Below are 21,935 nucleotides of genomic sequence, written 5' to 3'. Positions count from 1 at the left end.
TTTTCTTTAAGAGCATATCTTTGTTCTTAAAGAAATTTTTTATTATCATATATGCTTTAAGCAATTTATGTGATATAATGTTTATAAAGATAAAAAAATTGAAAGTAAAAAAAGAAATCTGTCAAAAAAATGCGTATATATATAATAGGAGGGCTATTTTATGACGGATTTCAAGAATCTTTTTGACATACGCATTTACAACTATTTTCTCAATCATGAACGTCTGGCTGATTTTTTGAATGTTGTTCTCTTTGATGGACAAACGATGCTTGACACTCAGGATATCATTATCCTTGATTCCAACAGCAGTGGTGTTTTCCTGTCCAATGGTCAAACAATCAAGCGTACAAGAGATCATCTGCTTCTTGTGAGCCTGAATGGAGAGCAATGCATCATAGGACTGGAACATCAGTCCTATGCAGATAAAGGGATGTTTCAAAGAATCATGGAATATGATTATCTCAGCTATCTTAGACAGTATCATATCTATGAAAAGAACATTCATGAAAGAATCAATGGTGTCATGACTTTGGCTATCTATTATGGCGAAAGGAAATGGAACTATGCCAGAAGCTATAAGCAGATGATGAATCGAAGTATCAGACACTTAAGACGTTACATGAATGTTGAATTTCATCCGCTGGTAGAAATGGTAAAGCTGGATGAAACAAGATTTCAAAACAAGGACAATAAAGATCTGATTACAGGACTGAAGGTTCTTTATGCAAAGAAGAAGGTACCAGAAAAGTTTATAGTCAGCCATGAAGTAGCATGTCTATTAGGGACATTGATTCATGATGAACGTATTTATCAGTTGATTGAAAAAAAGAAAGGGGCAACGAATATGAGTGACTATGTATTAGGAATTAGAAAAAAAGGACGAAATGAAGGAAAAAGAATTGGACGTAATGAAGGAATCATGACGACACTTATTAAACAATTGAATCAGAAGTTTGGAAATTTATCAAAAGATACTATTAAAGAAATCAAACGAAGCAACAAGAAACAACTTAATTCTTTAACATTACATATCTTTGATATAGAAAAAGAAGAAGATATTAAAGAGATATTACATCAATCGTTTTAAAGGGAAATAGACAAATTATCTATTTCCTTTTTTGATGTCTTTTATACAACAAAGAATAAAGTATACTCAAAACATATTGAAAAGATATTTGGGAGTAGAATGTCGCTATTTTTTCATTATTTTCTTTATGTGGTATCAATATATGATAACGGCTATATTGAAACAAGATATCATCAGCGTTAGATGTAATCGTAATGATGGGAACATGATTATATAATAATGTTCTTAATGAATCACGATAAACATCCTGTTTAGAATAAGTAATAAACAATGCCACATCTTGAGGAGTTGCTGCCATTGAAAAAGAAATTTCTTCTCTATTTTCAGTTGCAATATAAAAGAACTTCCCAATTTTAATCAGTTTATTTGTAAAACTCATAGCAGTAATTTTTGAATCACCAATCGCATAAATAAAAACTCTTTGCGCTTTGTCTAATAAATCAACAATCTGTTCTAACTCATCAATATGAAGCTCACTATTAATAAGATCAATACTTTCTTTATAGACATTAGCAATATTATTAATAATCTGCCATGTCGGTTCATCATTTTGAAATGGGAATGAAAAATCAATATCTTGTTTAACATACTTTAATGATTCTATATGTTTCATAAAATCTATCTTGAAATCTCTAAAACCATGATAACCTAACTTTCTACATGTTCTTATAATAGTAGCATTAGATGAGTATGTAGCCTGTGCCAGTTCACCAATTGTCATATGAATAATAGATTGTGGATTATTTTTAATATAGAGAATAATTTCTAATTCTGTTTTTGTATATAATGTTTCATTTTCTAATTGATCACTCAGTCCCATAGTATCCCTCCTATTCTATTATTATATCATCTCTTTTTCATTCATACATCCTCATATTCTCTTGTTGAAAGCTTTTTATTTCATCAAAAACATGTTATAATGCACAAAAAAAGGAGGAAGTCTATGCATTATCTTGCTTGTCCAAAATGTCATGAACCACTTACACTTGATGGGAAAAGTTATCGCTGTCATAGTGGCCATTGTTATGACATAGCCAAACAAAAGTATATCAATCTTTTATTAAATCCAGATAAAGCAACGAATAATCCCGGTGATAATAAAGAAAGTCTACTTTGTCGTCAACAACATCTTAATAAGGGATATTATGATGGTATTTTAAACGAGGTGATTCGCTGCATTCAAAAATATACTCATTCCCCTCGTCAGCTTTTAGATTTAGGATGCGGTGAAGGATATTACACATATCGTATGAAAGAAATGCTTCATGATCATTCTACAATCTATGGTTTAGATATATCTAAAGTAGGAATACAAATGGCCACAAAATATACCAAAGATATCTATTGGATTGTTGGAAACTCAAAAAATATTCCTATCCTTGATCATTCATTAGATGTCATTACTGCATTATTTACGGTTGTCAACATTCAAGAATTAAAACGTTGTTTAAAAGAAAAGGGATATATTATTCATGTAACTGCCAATCCTTATCATTTAGTCGAATTTAAAAAACTTATTTATGATGAAATCAAAATCAAATCTGATCAATATATTCGATTACCCTTTTCAATTGTAGAAAGCTATGACTATCAACAAACAATTCATTTAAAAAATAGAGAAGATACTTTAAACCTTCTCCAAATGACCCCACATTACTATCATATCAAAAAAGAACGTCGTCATGTTTTAGAAACTTTAGGTGAATTTGATGCAACAATAGATATTCGTATTACAGTTTATCAAGTTTTATGAAATATCAAATTCGCCACTCTGATTTAACTCTGTTTATTGATTCACCTATATCTATTCTAGAATTATTTCAACAGTTCCATTTATCCAAAAAAACAATCCATCTAATGAAACAAAATAAATTATATCTTGTCAATAATCGCTATGTTGCCCCATCTACAGTTCTCATTAAAGGTGATCAGATAACTTTCTTAGAAGCTTTTTCAAAAGATGACGGCATGTATGCTCCCGTTTATCAAGATTTAGATATTATTTTTGAAGACGAATTTTTGTTGATTGTCAATAAACCTCCCTTTTTACAGGTTTTTCCTGCTCATCAAGAAGATACAAATTCTTTAGCACATCGTGTCAGTGGTTACTATCATCAACAAGGTTACAATCTTCCTGTCCGTTTCATTCATCGTCTTGATTATGAAACAAGTGGACTGATGATTTTTGTGAAATGTCATTTTATTCAGCCTTTATTAGATTATCAACTTTCAGTCAAGAAAATTAAACGTCATTATCTGGCAATCGTAGAAGGTCAATTTAAAAATTATCAATGGCATACGATTCATCAGGCCATTGGACGTGATCGTCATCATCAACAACGTATGATTGTTCATCCTCATGGTAAAGATGCTATAACTCATTATCGTGCTATAAGCTGTCAAAATCACCTTTCACTCGTTGAATGTGTTTTGGAAAGTGGAAGAAAGCATCAAATTAGAGTCCACATGGCTTCTATTGGGCATCCTATTTTAGGCGATCGACTCTATGGTCATCCTTCATCACTTATCAATCATCAGGCATTACATGCTTATCAAATAGAAATGATTCATCCTATAACACAAAAAAAACTTTTATTCACATGTCCTCCATGTTTGGATATCAAACAAATCATTCAAAAAATAGATCCTCAATTTTGAGGATCCTTTTTCATTGTAACCATTTTCAATACATTCACATCATTAATATCAAATAAAATATGAGCATCAATTTCACGTCTTTGACCACAATCAGAAAAAATAATCATTTCTTGATCATCATCTTCTTTATAACCTGTAATACAGACCCAATGCCAATTATCATCTTCTAATTCAGGAGCCTGATGAAATAAAATTAATAAACATACTGGATGATGATCATCAATACTCTTTTTTACAAAATTCATTGCCTGTTGATAGGATTGAGGTTTTTTTAAATATACAGGTTTTAAATCAATATGTTGCTTTTGCATCACTTGACAAAAAGTTCTCGCAAATTTATATAAAAATGGATATCCATGTCTTCCCGGTGTAAAATACGAATACATAATATTCATGATTTTTAAAAATTCCTTTTTAGAAAGCCTATGCAAAGATAAGTAATAAGTATAAAGATGACTTGCTAAAACACTGGCACATCCTGCTTTTTGTGCCCATGAATCTTCAAACCATTCCTGATTGCCACCATATCCAATAAGCTGATTGTTTTCATAAATGTGAATCATTGAAAGTTCTTTTTCCATCATTTCTCCTCCCCATTCATTGTAACATAGCGATGAAATATTGTATAATAAAAATAGTTTTCAAAAGATGGGAGGAATTATATGTCAAAAAATTTTACTGAAGTCATAAAAAATCAAACAATTCTGACAAAGAAAGAAAAAATAAATATCATCATTCAATTAAGTATTCCTACCATTCTCTCACAAATATCATCTATTCTTATGCAATATATCGATGCTGCAATGGTCGGTCATCTGGGACCTAATGCTTCAGCTTCGATTGGCATTGTTTCCACAAGTAGCTGGTTGTTAAGTGGATTATGTTCTGCTATGGCAACAAGCTTTGCAGTGCAGGTTGCTCAACTCATTGGAGCTAATCAAAATCAAAAAGCACGCAGGACTTTTCGATTAGCAATTATAACGTCATTGATTTTTTCTTCTATTCTTTTAGGATTAGGAGTTCTAGTCAATCATAGCTTATTAAAATGGTTAGGATGTGATCCTATCATCTTTAATGATGCTTCAGCTTACTTTCTTGTTTTTACTTTAAGTCTGCCTATTCTCCAAATGAACAGTTTATGCTCATCCATGTTACAATGTAGTGGGAATATGAAAATACCAAGTTTTCTCAATGCTGCGATGTGTGGTTTAGATGTTATCTATAATTTGATTTTTATTCATTACTTCGGCGTCGTTGGAGCCGCTTTAGGAACAGCTTTTGCCCAACTCACCATTGCGATTATCAATTTCTGGTATACGACATCTCGCTCTCCTCTATTACAATTCAAGAAAAATGAACCTTTCTTTTTAGAAAAACACACCCTTCAAAATGCTTTTTCAATCGGCACACCTTTGGCTTTTGAACATATTGCTATTTGTGGAGCTATGATTATGTCTACAAAAATTATTGCCCCATTAGGAACAATTGCAATAGCTGCCCATTCATTCGCTGTCACTGCCGAAAGTCTTTGTTATATGCCCGGTTATGGTCTTGAGGCAGCCGCCACAACATTAGTTGGTCAATGCATGGGTGCGAAAAGAAAAGAACTCGCTAAATCCTTTTCTAATTTCACAATCGCATTTGGTGCCATCATTATGGGTATAATTGCGATTATTATGTTCTTTATTGCTCCTTTTGTTTTTCAAATCTTAACTCCTGATTTGCAGACCCAAACTTTAGCGACCAATGTCTTAAGAATTGAATTATTAGCTGAACCTCTTTATGGTGTATCCATTGTCGCTTCTGGAGCTTTACGTGGAGCTGGTGATACACTGATTCCAAGTTTACTCAATCTATTGAGTATCTGGGGCGTACGTTTAACCTTATCCGTTATTCTTGTGCAAACAATGGGGTTATATGGTGTCTGGTTAGCAATGTGTATTGAACTTTGTGTGAGAGGACTCTTATTACTTTATCGTCAACAACGTGGAAAATGGCTACATAAAGATTTATCGTAGAAAAAAAGTTGTCACAATGACAACTTTTCTTTTCTATTTGTATTCTTACGGGAAAACGAATACGATTATAGATATTTGGGACATGCTTATCATACCATAAATAAATGAAAAATGTTTTCATATTATGAAAATTATCTATCAAAAAAATAAATTTCTATCGTAAAATAAACATCATCCTGTTCATTTCTACCTTCAATCAAATAACGATGATCATCTTCCCCCATAAAAAGTTTAACCATTTCACGAGGTCTAATTTCTTTACGATATTGGATATTGATATCACGGATATAACATTGGTGATGTTTATCAAAATCAATCAAATCCAATGCCCATTGAATATAACGTGTATTGTTCATATGTTGATTGATATCAACATCACTATATAAAACTTCACGATCTTTGATATATGTCATTTCCAGATTTTTTTGAATCATTGGTGGTAAATCTAATAATGGTTCTTTAGAAACTTCGGGAAAAATAATACCAATCTTTTGTGGTGATACCATTCTTCTTTTTTGAATGTCTAATAATGTCCAGACAGAAGAACATGTTCCTATCACTTTTTGATTCTTTTTTATATAATAATATCTTGGAAAAGATACAAATGATCCTTTTGAAATTGTTGTTGATAATTCAATTTCATCCTGATAGCGAATAGGTTCATCTAAATGTAAATATTGTTTGGCGACCACCCATCCATATTGGGACATCATCGCTTGATTCCAGACACCAATTTTCATTGCATTCACAGTCGCAATCTGAGAAAAAAGATTCAAAAGATGATGAAAAAAGTATTCTCCCATATCATCTACTTCATTGATTTCTATTGTTTTCTTTTCAGTACTTATTAAATTTTAATCCATAATTTCACTTCCTTAGTGTCTATTATAATAAAAATTCATAAAGATTTCACATATTTTCATTTTTTCCTAGTCGAAAAGCAAAATTATATGTATAATAGAGAGGTATGAAAGGAAGTTTGAATTTATGCTTGATGTTGTTTCATTAATCTTATCATTTATCTTAGGACTTGTTTTTTTATGGTTTACATATTCTATTGTTAATATTCTTGTTACATTTTTCCGTTGTCGTAAACAAGATCATTCTTTAGAACTTTGTTTAAATACGGGAGGATATATTTTTTATACTATTCTCACACTTGTTTATCTTATCGCAACTGTTGGTGGAATCATTTTAATCATTTATGGTTTAATAACTTCTAATATGAGTTTTTTCCATAATGGTATAAATATTATTGCATTCATCTCTGTTGTTTATGCTTACTTTGCTTCAACGATTGTCCTCGTTGGACGTAAAAACTTGATGGTTGGAAGAATGTTAATAGATTATCGTAAACTAAAAAAAGTCAATTATACCTACAACAACAAAGTAACCTTTGTCTATGCTCAAAAAGATTATAGTTTTCCTACAAGATTTATAAATAAAACCAAATTAAGAAAAATGATTTCTCGATAATAAAAACACGATTTTTCGTGTTTTTATTTTTGTATATCAAATTGACTATAATATAAATGATGATAAAAACCATGTTGTTCCAATAATTCTTCATGTTTTCCTTGTTCAATAATTTGACCATGATTCATTACTAAAATCTGATCTGCTTTTTGAATCGTTGACAAACGATGAGCCACAATAAAAGTTGTTCTTCCTTTCATCATCAAATCAAAGGCTTCTTGAATCTGTCTTTCTGTACGGGTATCAATAGAACTTGTGGCTTCATCTAAAATCAGCATAGGTGGTTTAACAAGCATAATACGGGCAATACAAAGAAGTTGTCTTTGACCCTGAGAAAGATTTCCTCCATCCTCACTAATGAGTGTATCATAACCATCTTTTAATTGAATGATGAATTTATGAGCATGTGCTTTTTTAGCAGCTGCAATAATTTCTTCATCACTGGCTTTTTGACCATAGGCAATATTCTCTTTAATCGTTCCTTGAAACAGCCATGAGTCTTGTAAAACCATCCCATAAAGACTGCGTACATATTCACGACTCATATTTTGAATATTGATTCCATCAATCAGAATTTGACCTTGTTGGGGTTCATAAAAACGCATCAACAAATTAATCAATGTTGTTTTTCCACAACCTGTTGGTCCAACAATCGCAATCGTTTGACCAGGTTTAGCTTCAACATTTAAATTTTCAATCAATGGTTTGTTAGGATCATAGGAAAAAGCAAGATTTTGAATTTGAACATGACCTTCTCGATGAGCAAGAGTCTGTGTTTTTGACTGCTGAGGCTCTGATGGTGTATCAAGCAAATGAAAAACACGTGTGGCACAGGCAAGAGCTGTCTGAAGTTCAGTAAACACGTTAGAAATTTCATTAAATGGTTTGGTATACTGATTGGCATAACTTAAAAAACTTGATAAAGCTCCTACTGTCATATATCCTGCAATCACGTATAAAGAACCCGCTATACAAACACTGGCATAGACAATATTATTCACAACTCTAGTACTTGGATTGGCTAAAGCCCCTAAAAACTGTGATTTGACACCACTCACATAAACACGTTGATTAATTTCTTCAAAACGTTCCTGATTTTTTTGTTCATACCCAAAAGCTTTAATCACCTTGACTCCACCTATCATTTCCTCTACATAAGCACCCAGTTCTCCTCTTAAAGCTAGTTGTTCCTGAAAAAACTTATATGTTTTATTGGCAATAATTGTAGCAACAACAAGCGATAAAGGTGTTAATACAATAACAATCAAAGCAACTGTTGTTTGAATATATAACATAAAACAGATTGTCCCAATAATTGTCGCAATACCATTAAACAAATGAGTAAAGCCTTGTAATAAACCATCGCCAATTAAATCAATATCATTAATCATACGACTTAATAAATCTCCATGTGCATGTTGATCAATATATCGTAAAGGTAATGTTGAATACTTTTGAAATAACTGATCACGTAAATCTTTGGTGATAGAATAGGTCATACGATTTGATAATCTGACAACCATCCAGTCGAATATTTCAGCAATGATTACACTCATCAAAATCCATAACATCTTTTGAAAAAGCAAATCAAACTCAACAAGCCCCTTTCCAATAATATGATCAACAGCCTGACCAATAAATACAGGAATCAACAATGTAAAAATAATCTGTCCTGAAGAACAAATCAACGCAAAATATAAATATTTCATATAAGGTCGGCAAAACGATAGTAAACGACCTATGGTTTGACGATTCATGATGCCACCTCCTTTGATAACTGAGAATGAACGATTTGTTGATAAATTTCACAGTTTTCCAATAATTCATCATGTTTTCCTATTCCTACCAATTCTCCATGACTTAACACAAGAATCTTATCTGCATACATAATGGCACTGACACGCTGTGATACAATAATTGTTGTTTGTGGTAACGATGCAATGGCTTTTCTTAAAGCAGCATCTGTCGCAAAATCCAACGCACTGGCACTGTCATCAAGAATCAAGAGTTCAGGATTTCTCACTAATGCTCTCGCAATTGTTAAACGTTGCTTTTGCCCGCCAGATAAATTATGACCACCTTGTGTGATATGACTATAAATACCATCTTTCCACTCTTTTACAAATGATGCCTGTGCCAAGTTTAAGGCTTCAATGATTTCATCATCACTGGCATCTTCTTTTCCAAAGCATATATTATCTTTAATTGTTCCCGTAAAAAGCAATGCCTGTTGTGGTACAAAACCTATCATTTGTCGTAAAGATTGTAAAGAATAATTTTGAATAGGCCTATCCTTAATATAAATCTGCCCCTGTGAAGCTTCATAAAAACGGGGAATTAAATTCACCAATGTTGACTTTCCAGACCCTGTTCCCCCAATAATTCCAACAGTTTCCCCTTTTTCAATAGAAAATGATAAATCACTTAAAGCATGGCTTCCCTGATAAGAAAAACTGACATGATCAAAAGTCACCAATGCTCCTTCATGATGATCCATTTTCTGCAAACCATCTTGAATAACGGGTTGAATAGACAATACTTCTTTCACACGTTTATAACAAGCTGTCGCTTTGTTATAAATGACAATAACATTTGCAAAGGCAAACATAGATAATAAAATCTGATTCATATAATTGATTAATGCAATGACTTCTCCCTGTAAAAGTGTTCCACTATTGACCTTTAAACTTCCTACATACAAAATCATTAAAATCGCACAATTCACAATCACACTCGTACTAGGATTGAGTAGTGCTGATAATTTTCCTACACGCATCTGCATATCTTTTTGTTTTTGTGTAGCTTGATGAAAACGTTCTTTTTCTTGATTTTGTTTAGAAAATGCACGAATCACACGTATTCCTGCTAAATTTTCACGACAAATCAATGAAACATGATCTAATTGTTTTTGAATCTTTAAATACAAAGGTAAAGAACGTGACATCACAAGATAAATAGATAAAGCTAACAAAGGCGCTGCACAAATAAAAATCAATGACATTGATACATTAATACGAAAAGCCATGATTAATGAACCTATAATTAAAAATGGTGAACGTGAAGCTAGACGAATCGTCATCGCAACAGCTAATTGTAATTGATTCGTATCATTGGTAATACGTGTCATCAATGATGGAATTCCAATTTTATCTATATTTTCATAATCATAAGCATTAATTGCTTTAAACATATCATTTCTTAAATATGTCCCAAATCCTTGAGAAGTCTTTGAAGCAAAATATTGACATACCAAAGCACAACTATATCCTGAAATAGCCAAAATAAATAATAGAATCCCTTTATGTAAAATATATTGTTGATCTTTAGCCGCAATCCCATAATCAATAATATCGGCAACGACAATAGGAACAATCAATTCAAAAAAAGCCTCAATTAATTTAAATAAAAAACCAATAATTGCCTGTTTACGATAAGGTTTTAGATATTTCATCCACATCTTGATCATCCTTTCTTGATTTATTATAGCGAAAAATGTATTATATGTATAATATATATAAAATATAATTTTTATACTTTTAAAATATGGTGATAACATGGATATTAAACAAATGATTTATTTTAAAACAATTGTTGAGGAAGGTACCATTTCCAAAGCTGCCCAAACTTTACATATGGCACAACCACCTTTATCTATGCAGCTTAAACAATTAGAAGATGAATTAGGTGTGACCTTATTAAAAAGAGGACATCGTAAGGTTGAATTAACACAGGCAGGTAAGATTTTTTATAAAAGAAGCTTACAAATGATTTCTTTAAATGAAATGACCTTTCATGAAATTCAAGATATGCAAAATGAAGTCCTAAGAGTTGGCATTACTTCTTCCAACTCCAGCATTCTTCCTATATATCTTTCCCAGAATCCTTCTCTTTTTCAACTTTCTTTTCGCATTTATGAAGGGAGTACCTATGAAATTATTGATTTATTATTATCACATCATATTGATTTAGGGATTGTACGTACGCCTTTTGATCAAAGTCAACTTGACTGTCAGCCCTTTTTAAGAGAACCAATGGTAGCCATAGGGAAATCAACCTTGTTAAATCCAGAAATGACACATATGTCTGACTATCAAAATAAACCACTCATTATTCATCAGCGTTATCTTTCACTCATTACTGATTATTGTTTAAATTTGCATTTTCATCCTCATATTCAAGTCACCTGCGATGACTCCAGAACCTCCTTGCAATGGGCCAAAGCAGGTCTAGGCATTGCGATTGTTCCCCAAAGCATTTTATCATTTTTATATGATCCTCAACTCATCAATGTTATTATTGAAGATGACAATTTAAAAACAGATTTAACAATGATTACAAGACAGAATGAAATTCTAAACCCTTCTATTCAATCATTAATACAACTCATTCATCAAAAAGGAGAAAATATATGCATATCGCACAATTTATAAAATTAGAGATTATTATTTTACATCTTTTAAAACAACAAGATTTATCTAGTGATCAGATCTATGATATTCTTAAAAAGCATTTTACAGTTATTGAAGGAGAACTTTTAACTTCATTGTACTTTCTCAGTCAAACACAGATGATTTCTATTCATAGCTATCATCAGCAGCTCATCTATCATATCGAAGAAGCTGGTTGTTCGCGTTATACAACATTAAAAAGAGAGTATCAGCATATTCATCAAGAAATGGAGGTTTTATTTCAAAATGAAAAAACAGAAATTTAAAAATCCTATCACCCAAAAATATTATCACCAACTTTATAAATCTTTCCCACTACATAATCTTCATGAAAAAGAATTTCTTAAATTAATAAAGATCAGACTTCACGAATATGAAAACTCTCATTTAGAAGCCACGTATCAAGATTATATTGAACGTTTTGGTCTTCCTGAAGATATTATTATTTTCTTTTATCAGCATTATGATGACCACTATGTGATTACACATATGAAATCACGAAAGATTATTAAATACAGTTCTTTTATCATCGTTCCTCTCATAATTATAAGCCTTGTTTATGTATTATGGACAACATATCACTACTATCAAGATTATAAAAATATGATGGAAAGTTTTCCTGCTTATGAGGAAGAAATTATTTATGATTATGGAACAATCTCAATGGATGAATAAACATTGAGATTGTTTTTATATGAAGAATAAGAATTTTGTTATTTTCCTTGCTTTAATGCTTTCCACTCATCTTCTAAAATAGACATTATAATATCATCCGCATAACTATCACCATCCATAATAGCATCTCTTAAAACACCATCTCGCTTAAATCCTGCCTTTAAGTATACTCTCTTTGCTCTAGGGTTAAATGAATACACATCTAATTCTAAACGATGTAATTTCAATTTTTCAAAAGCAAAATCTCGAGTGATTTCTGTTGCCCATGTACCAATGCCTTTTCCTCTTTCTGTCTGTTGATAAAGAGCAATTCGAAAATTAGCACACCTCAAATTCCAATCAATTTCATTGATTACACTTTCACCTATGATTGCTCCATTGGGTGCTATAATTAAAAAGAAATATCTATCATCTGCTTTGATTGATTTTAGAAAAAAAGATATGACTTCTTCTTTTGTAAATTCTTCTTTACACCCTGTCAATCGTGCTACTTCCTTATCTAATGGACAATAATTTTGTTCATAATAATTGATTGCATCATCCTCTTTAGCTAAACGTATAACAAAACCATCCTTTTTATCAATAATATCTGTATTCATATAAACCATTTCTCCTTTACAATGCTCACTATTAACTTCGTTTGAAATTATATTATCAAAATCATTCACATTCATTTATTAAAAAATATTCATCAAAACTGATATAAGTCGTTATCTTATTTGTTATAGACCTATTAACTTTTACTTGATTTAAAAACAGCAATAAAAATATTGCTGTTTTATAAAATATGATCTCTTTTTTGTTTATCCAAATCAATATTAGGTAAAGTAAATCCTCTACCTTTGACACTATGAATTTCACTACCAATAATAAATGCTGTTGGATCAATAGTCATGACCAAATCATTAATCACAGGATATTCACGATTATTGACAACACAAAGAACAGCTTTTTGTTGGTCATGGAAATATCCTGTTGTCACATTGACAAAGGTGCATCCCCTATCAATTTCCTTAAAAATAGCTTCTGCAATTTCTTCATGATGTGCTGAAATCACCAATACCTGTAAATTCTTTTCACCAAAGATAGTGACCTTATCTAAGACAATAGCTGTAATAAAGACGGTAATAATTCCATATAAGATACCTTCAAAGCTTGTAAAGAAAGCTTGTCCTAATAATACAACAACATCAAACAAGTAAACACAGACACCTAACGAAATATGAAATTTCTTATTAATAATAATGGGTGGTATATCTGTTCCCCCAGTACTATAACCAATTCTAAAAACGATACCACATCCCAGTCCGGTAAATAATCCAGCATAAATTGTCGATAATAACATATCTGATGTCAAGTGCTGTAATTGTGGCATAGATTCAAACATCGCCAGAAAAAACGGAAATATAATCGAACTTAAAATCGTTCCTGCAGCAAATTTTTTACCTAAAACAATAAATCCAAGTAACAACATCGCCATATTGATGACAAAGACAACTGTAGCATAATTGACCGAAATAAATTCACAGACAATCAAAGCAATCCCAGTTGCTCCAGCAACAATTAAATCTGAAGGGACTGCAAAAACTGCAACACCAAAGGCAAGTATCAAATTTCCAATAATGACAATGATTGTATCACGTAAAAGATGCTTTGCCTGATGCATTAGTCATCCTCCTTTACTTGTGATTTTAAATAAGCATATATACAGTCATCTAAATCTCCATCTAAAATGGCTTTAGGATTATTTGACTCATATTGACTACGATTATCTTTTACCATCGAATAAGGATGTAAAACATAAGAACGAATTTGACTACCCCACTCAATCGCTTTTTGTTCTCCTTTAATCTCACTTAGCTCCTGTGCCTGTTTTTCTAACATTAACTGATATAATTTAGATTTCAACATAATCATCGCCTGTTCACGGTTTTGAATCTGTGAACGCTGTGATTGACATGTCACAACAATATGTGTAGGAAGATGAGTAATACGAATCGCTGAATCTGTTTTATTAATATGCTGTCCTCCAGCCCCAGAAGCACGATAAGTATCAATACGAATATCATGTGGATCAATTTCAATTTCGATATCGTTATCAAATTCTGGCATCACATCAACCGAAGCAAATGATGTATGACGGCGTTTGGATGCATCAAATGGTGAAATACGTACCAGACGATGAACACCTTTTTCAGCTTTAAGATGCCCATAAGCATTATAACCTATCATACGTAAACTTACTGATTTTAATCCTGCTTCTTCACCATCCAAATAATCTAAGACTTCTATTTTCCAACCTTTTTTATCTGCATATCTTTGATACATACGCATTAACATGGCAGCCCAATCCTGTGACTCTGTTCCCCCAGCACCAGGATGAATTTCTAACAAGGCGTTATGATGATCATATTGACCAGAAAATAACAATGTTTTTTCAAAATCATTCATTTCTTTTTCAAAAACACCATAATCTTCATCTAAAACAGCCTTAAAATCAGCATCATCATTTTCTTTGACATACTGGTAGGTTTCTTCTAACTCATCTAAAGTTTTTACCAAATACTCATATGTATCAACTTTCTTTTTCATTTCATTTAATTGATCATATATCTTTCTGGCATGATCTTGATCATTCCAGAAATTCTCATCCATTGTTTGTACTGTCAAACCTTCAATTTCTCTTTTCAAACCTTCAATATCAATAGAAACAAAAAGTTCCTTGAGTAAAGAACGGGCTTTTTCAAGCCCATCCTTCATTTCATATAATTCCATTAATCTGCTTTAAACTCCAATTCAATTTGCACTGATGGAATCTGTTTTTCCTGTTCACTACCAGGAGCAATACCCATATGAACAATGTTTCTTGTAATATCTTGAGAAATTGATTTTGTCATTTCTTCAAACATATAAAAGGCTTCTTCAGTATATTCTTGAAGTGGATCTCTTTGTGCATAAGCACGTAAGTAAATTCCATTTCTTAATTTTTGCATAGCATCAATATGATTGATCCATGTATGATCAATGACACCTAATAAAATTCTTCTTTCATAATCTAATTTAATTTCAGCTGGTAAATCTTTATTAAATCTATTTTGATACTGCAAATAAACAATTTCAGATAAACTATTTGTTAATTTTTTAGCATCTTGTTCTACAACATCTTTATTTTTAGCAACTAAAGTAGCTAATAACATATAGTTTTTAGAAATATAATTTAATGCACCATCAACATCAACATGTTCTTTTTTACCATCATGTTTTGTAAACTGACGAACAGTATTTTCCACCGCCTGTTCAAACATTCCTTTCACAATTGGACCTAAATCAGTCTGTGACATAATATCATCACGTTCTTTATACATGATTTCACGTTGTTGTCGCATCACATCATCATATTGTAATAATTGCTTACGAATATCAAAGTTCTGTCCTTCAACACGTTTTTGAGCATTTTCAATTGATTTTGTTACCATCTTACTTTCAATAGCTTCATCTTCTAAGAAAGAACCCATTCTTTCCTTCATCTTTTCATTCGCAAATCTTTGCATTAATTCATCTTCAAATGAAACAAAGAACAATGAACACCCAGGATCTCCTTGACGACCAGAACGACCTCTTAACTGATTATCAATACGTCTTGATTCATGTCTTTCACTACCAATAACCATCAATCCACCTAATTCCGGTACACCTTCACCTAATTTGATGTCCGTACCACGACCAGCCATGTTTGTCGCAATAGTGACTGCACCCATCACACCTGCTTTTTCAATAATCAAAGCTTCTTTCGCATGATTTTTTGCATTCAAGACATTATGCTTAATTCCTCGTTTATTTAACATCTTACTTAATAATTCAGAAGTTTCTACTGAAACAGTTCCTAATAACACAGGTTGACCATAGCTATGTCTTCTTTCTACCTCATCACAAATTGCTTTATATTTAGCAGATTGTTTTGCGAAAACCAAATCTGGTTTATCATCACGAATCACAGGTTTATTCGTTGGAATTTCTACAACACGCATATTATAGATTGTTCTAAATTCTTCTTCTTCTGTTTTGGCAGTTCCTGTCATCCCTGCTAATTTATTGAATAAACGGAAGAAGTTTTGATAAGTGATAGTTGCTAGAGTGACAGTTTCCTCTTTAATAGGAACACCTTCTTTAGCTTCAAGTGCCTGATGCAACCCATCACTATAAGCACGACCAGGCATCACACGACCTGTAAACTGATCAATAATCATAATACTGGCATTACGAATATCATGACTTCCATCTTCTGTCGCAATCATATATTCAACATTTAAACTCATTGTATAGTTAGCTTTCAATGCTTGATTGATATGATGAACTAAAGCTGTATGTTCAGGATCATATAAATTTTGAATTTTAAATGCCTTTTCTGCCTTATTAATTCCTTCGGCTGTTAAAGCGACTGTTTTACTTTCAATATCAACTTCATAATCTTTTTCTTCACGTAAAGATTTTACAAATTTATCAGCTTGAACATATAAAGCAGCTGTATTTTTCTTACCACCAGAAATAATCAATGGAGTTCTTGATTCATCAATCAAAATAGAGTCAACCTCATCGACCAACGCAAAATTCAATGGTCTTAAAACCTTATCTTCCAAACGTGTGACCATATTATCTCTTAAATAATCAAATCCAAGTTCAGCATTTGTTGTATACGTAATATCACACGCATGTTGAGCTCTTTTTTCATCTTTTGTCAGTTCACGTTTGTTAAGTCCTACTGTTAAACCTAAAAACTCATAAACTTTTCCATTATCTGTTTTATCACGTTCTGCCAGATAATCATTGACAGTCACCACGTGAACTCCTTCTCCAGTTAAAGCATTTAAATAAACCGGAAAAATAGATGTTAAAGTTTTACCTTCACCTGTTTTCATTTCCGCAATATCACCATTGTGTAAAGAAATGGCACCCATCAGCTGCACTTTAAAAGCTTTTAAACCTAAACGTCTATATGCTGCTTCACGTACTGTTGCAAAGGCTTCAACCAAGATATCATCCAATGTTTCTCCGTTTTTTAGGCGTTCTTTAAAAAGTTCTGTTTGATGAGCCAATTCTTCGTCACTCATCGCCTGATATTGAGGTTCCAGATCCATAATCTGTAAAGCCTGTTTTTCAAGTTTCTTTAATATTTTATTATCCTGTGAAAAAGCCTTTTTGATAGAACCAAATAATCCTTTTTTCTCTTTTTGTGGTGTTGTTTTAAATTCAATAGGCTGTTGTGGTTTTTTCACAACATCATCAAATGTTTCAACAACAACATCTTCACCTAAATCATCATTTAAATCCACAATTTCAGCATTCGGATTTAATCCAAGTTCTTCCAATTCTTTGGCTTCTTTCTTTTTTATTTGTTTTCTAATTTCTTGTTTTTTACTTGCCATGAATAAATCTCCTTTCATGCATACTGAAACATTTCACATTATAGCATATAATCTACAGAAAACAAAGTAAATATCACGTAAAATTATTCTAACGAAAAAAAGGATATGCCAATGCATATCACCCTTTCATCAAATCTTTACGACATGTCTAGCTTGTAGGCCACGCTCTGTCGAATAGAGTTCAAACTCTACGAGTTCACCTTCATTTAAAGATTTATAGCCATCTTGTATAATTTGACTATAATGAACGAAAACATCTTTTCCTTCACCACGATCAATGAATCCAAATCCTTTTTCAGCATTAAACCATTTGACTTTACCCTGCATAATCACAACTCCTTTACTTCATGGTTGTATCCATTATAGATGATGCTAATTAAGAAAGAACGCATTTTCTGTCGAGCCAATTTCTTTTTTTGTTTTATTTCCTAGGAAATATATCTTTTTTTGACGAATCAATATAAAAAAATGCACACTTCATAAGCGAAATGTACATTTATAATGTCATAAAACTCTTAGTTGATAAAACAAGCAGTTCTATCTTTTGGGGATGACACTTTTCAATAAGTGATAAACAAGTGGTTAAGGTTGATGATGAAGTTATCACATCATCAAAAATCAATACCTTTTTTCCTTTAAGAACTGTTTCATTTTGAATACCAATTTTGTCTTTAACCCTTTTTCTTTCAGCAAATGACAAGTCACTTTGTTTATACATTTCTTTCTTATAAAGTCCTGTAAAAACATGTGATGAAAATGAATAAGCAATACTTTCCATAGGTGCAAAGCCACGTTTTTCATTTTCTTGGAACGAACTGGGAGCTACTGCAATGATATAATCTTGATATTGTATATGAAAACAGGACTGATAAGAACATAAAAATGCATCTTTTAAAGCATAGTCATAAAGTCCCTTATATTGATAAAGAAGTGATTTAAAGAAATCATCATATTCATATAAAATTCTTAAAGGATGGTGATGAAAAGTTGTTTGAATATCTATAATATGAAACTGAGATAAACATTTCTGACATAGTGGCAGAGTATAGAGAAGATGGGCTAAGGATATTTGTTGCAGAAGCGGTGTGTGACAAATTAAGCATTCATTTTGTTGAGGTCTTTGATGGTATGAATACATTGCTTGATAGATGCGGTATGTTCATTGGATAAAATATAAACATGCCCTTGAGGATGAGAGATTTTACGTCCTACACGCCCTGCTATTTGAATTAATGTTCTACGATCAAACAAATCATTTTCACCATGATAGATAATCACCTGAACATCTTCTACAGTAATTCCACGTTCCAGTAAAGTTGTGGAAACAATCACATCAATGTCGCCTTTTTTCAATGCCTCCAGTTTTTCTTGATTATGTTCATGTATAGAAGAAACACCTTGAACTTTAAGACCATGTAATTTTTGGACAAGTTTATCAACATCTTTTACATAGGGAACAAAAATAATCACTTTCTTCTTCCATTTCCAAAGGAGTAAACGAATGAGCCATATCTGTAACCAATGAGGACAAATGATTAATTGAGGTACTGGAAGATCATAGCCATGGTATCTGCGATTCATAATTAGTAATTCTTCTCCATGTATATCCTCTTTGACGAATGTTGCGCTCAACTTGACATAATGGCCTCTACAACAATTCATAAAAATTTCCTGTAAAACTTTGTTCCCATAAAATGGAAAGGCATCTACTTCATCCCCGATAATTAAATCAAAACCACTTTGTTCAAAGCGATATAATTGATGCATCGTACAAATAACCATCTGTGCATCCATATTTTCGTTATGTCCACCATAAACCAAACCAATATCCAGATGATCAAATGCTTCTTGAATCCTTTGATATAATTCTTTCACTAATTCTTTTCGAGGAATGCAAAAACAAACACGATGACCAATCTGTAAAGCATACTGAATTAACTCAAATACGATTTCTGTTTTTCCAGAACCGCAGACTGCCAAGACGGCGGAATGTTTATGACTTTGATAATTTTTAACAAGCTGTCTGGATATTTCCTTTTGAGTTGGAGATAGTTCAAAATCAAGATGATATTGAACTTGACATGCAGGATATTGATGATTTTCCTGTTGACATGTTTCATCAATCCAGACACGATGGAATTGGATGCACTCACGACAATAATATCTTCCATTTAACTCATATAAGCGCTCTACATTTCGATTATGACATCTTGAACATTCCACTTTTCATCACCCATAGCTATCATACCACAAATCAACACCTCTAAAATCTCAACTTTGTCTTATCTTTTTCTCATATTTCAAAAAACATTTCATACATTGTATGGGGTGAAATCTATGTGTGGAATTATCACAATTTGTAATTATTCAAAACATTTACTTGATTATGATGAAAAAATCATGACAATGACAAAGCTCTTACAAAAGCGTGGGCCTGATCATATGGGTTATTTTATGACACCACATTGTCTTATGGGACATACACGTTTAGCTATTATTGATTTAAAGAATGGGCAACAACCTCTTTTATATACGCATCATGAGCGTACTTATCGCATGACATATAACGGTGAGATTTATAATATGACTGAAATCAAAAATCATTTGATTGAGTTAGGTTACACATTTCAAACAATGAGTGATAGCGAAGTTGTTTTGGCTGCTTATATAGAATATCAGGAACATTGTCTTGATTTATTTGAAGGTATTTTTGCATTTGTAATTGATGATGGTGAAAAATTATTCGCTGCAAGAGATCCTCTTGGTGTCAAACCATTATATTATACATTACATGAAGGAACATTGGTTATTGCTAGTGAAATCAAAAGTCTTTTAAGCTATCTTGGTCAGGCTGTTGTCGATGAAAAAGGTGTCAAAGAACTCTTAGGACTGGGTCCAAGTTTAACACCCGGTCAAACAGTCTATAAAAACATTTATTCCTTAAGACCAGGCTATTATTTATACTTTCAAAAAGAGTTACACATTCAATGTTATTGGAAACTACATGATCAATCCCATGACGAAAATCTGCCAGAAACGATTTTGCATGTGCGTCATCTTGTTATAGAGAGTGTTCAACATCAATTGTTAAGCGATGTTCCTTTATCAACAATGTTGTCAGGTGGTTTAGATTCCAGCATTATTACAGCCATTACTTCACAATATGTGTGTCCACTTTCTACCTATAGCGTCACTTATGAAGATCAAGAGCAATACTTTCATGCCTATGATTACCAGACAACAATGGATGATGACTATATTCATCAGATGGTCACACGTTACACACCACATCATCACAATATTATTTTAAAGCAAACAGATTTAATAGATGCTTTAAAAGAAGCCTTAATTGCCAGAGATATGCCAGGTATGGCAGATATTGATGCAAGTTTTCTTTTATTTTCTAAAGAAATCGCTAAAGAGCATAAAGTCACATTATCAGGTGAATGTGCTGATGAAATCTTTGGTGGTTATCCTTGGTTTTATAAAGAAGAACTCTATAACCAGCCTTATTTCCCTTGGATGCGTGATTTAGATCAGAGATTAAGTATGTTTAATGAAAAAGTTCAAAAATTAAACCTTAAAGACTATATTATTCAACGCTATCAAGAAAGCTTACAAGAAATTCATACTGACAATCGTAAAAAACAGCTTATCTATCTCAATACACAATGGTTTATGCAAACACTTTTAACACGTGCTGACAGTCAAACCATGCGTGCTTCATTAGAAGTCCGTGTCCCTTTTGCTTCTACAAAAATACTTCAATATCTTTATAATATGCCCGAGGACTATATGTTTTTTCAAGGTGAAGAAAAAGGTATTCTTCGTCAGGCTTTTCACGATTTTTTACCAGAAGATATTTTACATCGTAAAAAGAATCCTTATCCTAAGACCTATTCTCCACTTTATGCTCAACTTATCGAAAACAAATTAAAAGAATCCTTAAAGGATCCTTCTAATCTTTTATTTCAATTTTTTGATTATCAAAAGCTTAATGGTTTTATACAATCTCATGGTCAAAGTCTAACTGCTCCATGGTTTGGACAACTTATGATGGGACCCCAACTCATGGCTTATTTCTATCAAATTTATTTATGGGGAAAAATTTATCACATTCAACTTGAATTTTAAGCAGGTCACCCTGCTT

21 protein-coding genes are annotated in these 21,935 nt (G+C 32.1%); 9 read left to right on the top strand and 12 right to left on the bottom strand.

Going from position 1 to position 21,935, the window contains the following annotated elements; translation table 11 throughout:
* The first annotated feature begins 160 nt into the window (after window positions 1–160).
* On the top strand, window positions 161–1,087 hold the full coding sequence (locus tag ACGHJ8_RS03445; RefSeq protein WP_211961987.1) for an Rpn family recombination-promoting nuclease/putative transposase: 927 nt from the start codon (window positions 161–163) through the stop codon (window positions 1,085–1,087).
* A gap of 19 nt (window positions 1,088–1,106) precedes the next feature.
* Here ACGHJ8_RS03445 and ACGHJ8_RS03440 read toward each other — a convergent pair whose 3' ends face one another.
* On the bottom strand, window positions 1,107–1,907 hold the full coding sequence (locus ACGHJ8_RS03440; protein WP_087358370.1) for a MurR/RpiR family transcriptional regulator: 801 nt from the start codon (window positions 1,905–1,907) through the stop codon (window positions 1,107–1,109).
* A 123-nt stretch (window positions 1,908–2,030) separates the two neighbouring features.
* Here ACGHJ8_RS03440 and ACGHJ8_RS03435 point away from each other — a divergent pair, with 123 nt between their 5' ends.
* Window positions 2,031–2,840, top strand: coding sequence for a putative RNA methyltransferase (locus ACGHJ8_RS03435; RefSeq protein WP_390541688.1), 810 nt, complete (start codon window positions 2,031–2,033; stop codon window positions 2,838–2,840).
* Window positions 2,837–3,745, top strand: coding sequence for an RluA family pseudouridine synthase (locus ACGHJ8_RS03430; protein WP_390541686.1), 909 nt, complete (start codon window positions 2,837–2,839; stop codon window positions 3,743–3,745). The genes ACGHJ8_RS03435 and ACGHJ8_RS03430 overlap by 4 nt, the downstream gene beginning before the upstream one ends.
* Here ACGHJ8_RS03430 and ACGHJ8_RS03425 read toward each other — a convergent pair.
* Window positions 3,736–4,326, bottom strand: coding sequence for a hypothetical protein (locus tag ACGHJ8_RS03425; RefSeq protein WP_205089565.1), 591 nt, complete (start codon window positions 4,324–4,326; stop codon window positions 3,736–3,738). The genes ACGHJ8_RS03430 and ACGHJ8_RS03425 overlap by 10 nt on opposite strands.
* 81 nt (window positions 4,327–4,407) lie before the next feature.
* Here ACGHJ8_RS03425 and ACGHJ8_RS03420 point away from each other — a divergent pair, with 81 nt between their 5' ends.
* On the top strand, window positions 4,408–5,763 hold the full coding sequence (locus tag ACGHJ8_RS03420; RefSeq protein WP_087358378.1) for an MATE family efflux transporter: 1,356 nt from the start codon (window positions 4,408–4,410) through the stop codon (window positions 5,761–5,763).
* Between the two features lie 131 nt (window positions 5,764–5,894).
* Here the strand turns inward: ACGHJ8_RS03420 and ACGHJ8_RS03415 are convergent, their stop codons facing one another.
* Window positions 5,895–6,590 carry an acyl-[acyl-carrier-protein] thioesterase gene (locus ACGHJ8_RS03415; RefSeq protein WP_390542406.1) on the bottom strand — a complete coding sequence of 232 codons (696 nt, stop codon included), beginning with the start codon at window positions 6,588–6,590 and terminating at the stop codon, window positions 5,895–5,897.
* A 160-nt stretch (window positions 6,591–6,750) separates the two neighbouring features.
* On the opposite strand from ACGHJ8_RS03415, the gene ACGHJ8_RS03410 reads away from it, so the two are divergent.
* The gene (locus tag ACGHJ8_RS03410) at window positions 6,751–7,239 is read left to right on the top strand and encodes a hypothetical protein (protein ID WP_205089562.1); all 489 of its coding nucleotides are present in this window, start codon (window positions 6,751–6,753) and stop codon (window positions 7,237–7,239) included.
* Window positions 7,240–7,262: 23 nt separating this feature from the next.
* Here the strand turns inward: ACGHJ8_RS03410 and ACGHJ8_RS03405 are convergent, their stop codons facing one another.
* Window positions 7,263–8,996, bottom strand: a complete 1,734-nt coding sequence (locus ACGHJ8_RS03405; protein WP_087358384.1) for an ABC transporter ATP-binding protein — start codon at window positions 8,994–8,996, stop codon at window positions 7,263–7,265.
* On the bottom strand, window positions 8,993–10,690 hold the full coding sequence (locus ACGHJ8_RS03400; RefSeq protein WP_390541683.1) for an ABC transporter ATP-binding protein: 1,698 nt from the start codon (window positions 10,688–10,690) through the stop codon (window positions 8,993–8,995). Before ACGHJ8_RS03400 ends, ACGHJ8_RS03405 begins: the two co-directional genes overlap by 4 nt.
* 103 nt (window positions 10,691–10,793) lie before the next feature.
* On the opposite strand from ACGHJ8_RS03400, the gene ACGHJ8_RS03395 reads away from it, so the two are divergent.
* From ACGHJ8_RS03395 to ACGHJ8_RS03385, 3 genes are read left to right on the top strand one after another with little or no spacing between them, the layout of a single operon-like run.
* Window positions 10,794–11,669: a LysR family transcriptional regulator gene (locus ACGHJ8_RS03395; RefSeq protein WP_211961990.1), complete on the top strand. Its 876-nt coding sequence runs from the start codon at window positions 10,794–10,796 to the stop codon at window positions 11,667–11,669.
* Window positions 11,648–11,953, top strand: a complete 306-nt coding sequence (locus ACGHJ8_RS03390) for a hypothetical protein (protein ID WP_087358390.1) — start codon at window positions 11,648–11,650, stop codon at window positions 11,951–11,953. Before ACGHJ8_RS03395 ends, ACGHJ8_RS03390 begins: the two co-directional genes overlap by 22 nt.
* Complete coding sequence (locus tag ACGHJ8_RS03385; RefSeq protein WP_087358392.1) at window positions 11,934–12,362, top strand: DUF6120 family protein; 429 nt, start codon at window positions 11,934–11,936, stop codon at window positions 12,360–12,362. Before ACGHJ8_RS03390 ends, ACGHJ8_RS03385 begins: the two co-directional genes overlap by 20 nt.
* A 38-nt stretch (window positions 12,363–12,400) precedes the next feature.
* On the opposite strand, the gene ACGHJ8_RS03380 is transcribed toward ACGHJ8_RS03385, so the two are convergent.
* The 7 genes from ACGHJ8_RS03380 to ACGHJ8_RS03350 form a co-directional block, all read right to left on the bottom strand.
* On the bottom strand, window positions 12,401–12,961 hold the full coding sequence (locus tag ACGHJ8_RS03380; protein WP_211961991.1) for a GNAT family N-acetyltransferase: 561 nt from the start codon (window positions 12,959–12,961) through the stop codon (window positions 12,401–12,403).
* Between the two features lie 179 nt (window positions 12,962–13,140).
* Entirely contained in the window at window positions 13,141–14,028 is an 888-nt protein-coding gene (locus tag ACGHJ8_RS03375) for a YitT family protein (RefSeq protein ID WP_087358396.1), read from the bottom strand.
* Window positions 14,028–15,137, bottom strand: coding sequence for a peptide chain release factor 2 (prfB, locus tag ACGHJ8_RS03370; RefSeq protein WP_087358398.1), 1,110 nt, complete (start codon window positions 15,135–15,137; stop codon window positions 14,028–14,030). The genes ACGHJ8_RS03375 and prfB overlap by 1 nt, the downstream gene beginning before the upstream one ends.
* Window positions 15,137–17,785, bottom strand: a complete 2,649-nt coding sequence (gene secA / locus ACGHJ8_RS03365) for a preprotein translocase subunit SecA (protein WP_087358400.1) — start codon at window positions 17,783–17,785, stop codon at window positions 15,137–15,139. The genes prfB and secA overlap by 1 nt, the downstream gene beginning before the upstream one ends.
* A gap of 129 nt (window positions 17,786–17,914) precedes the next feature.
* Entirely contained in the window at window positions 17,915–18,112 is a 198-nt protein-coding gene (locus tag ACGHJ8_RS03360) for a cold-shock protein (RefSeq protein ID WP_087244131.1), read from the bottom strand.
* Between the two features lie 169 nt (window positions 18,113–18,281).
* Window positions 18,282–18,923, bottom strand: a complete 642-nt coding sequence (locus ACGHJ8_RS03355; protein WP_087358402.1) for a ComF family protein — start codon at window positions 18,921–18,923, stop codon at window positions 18,282–18,284.
* Window positions 18,881–20,008: a DEAD/DEAH box helicase family protein gene (locus ACGHJ8_RS03350; protein WP_390541678.1), complete on the bottom strand. Its 1,128-nt coding sequence runs from the start codon at window positions 20,006–20,008 to the stop codon at window positions 18,881–18,883. The genes ACGHJ8_RS03355 and ACGHJ8_RS03350 overlap by 43 nt, the downstream gene beginning before the upstream one ends.
* A 114-nt stretch (window positions 20,009–20,122) precedes the next feature.
* Between ACGHJ8_RS03350 and asnB the strand changes: the two genes are divergently transcribed.
* A complete protein-coding gene (asnB, locus tag ACGHJ8_RS03345) occupies window positions 20,123–21,919 on the top strand; it encodes an asparagine synthase (glutamine-hydrolyzing) (protein ID WP_390541676.1) in 1,797 nt (598 codons plus the stop codon).
* Window positions 21,920–21,935 lie beyond the last annotated feature (16 nt).

This window comes from Massiliimicrobium timonense, from assembly GCF_042850985.1.
Taxonomy (GTDB): domain Bacteria; phylum Bacillota_I; class Bacilli_A; order Erysipelotrichales; family Coprobacillaceae; genus Allocoprobacillus.
This window is presented reverse-complemented; position numbering and strand designations above follow the sequence as displayed.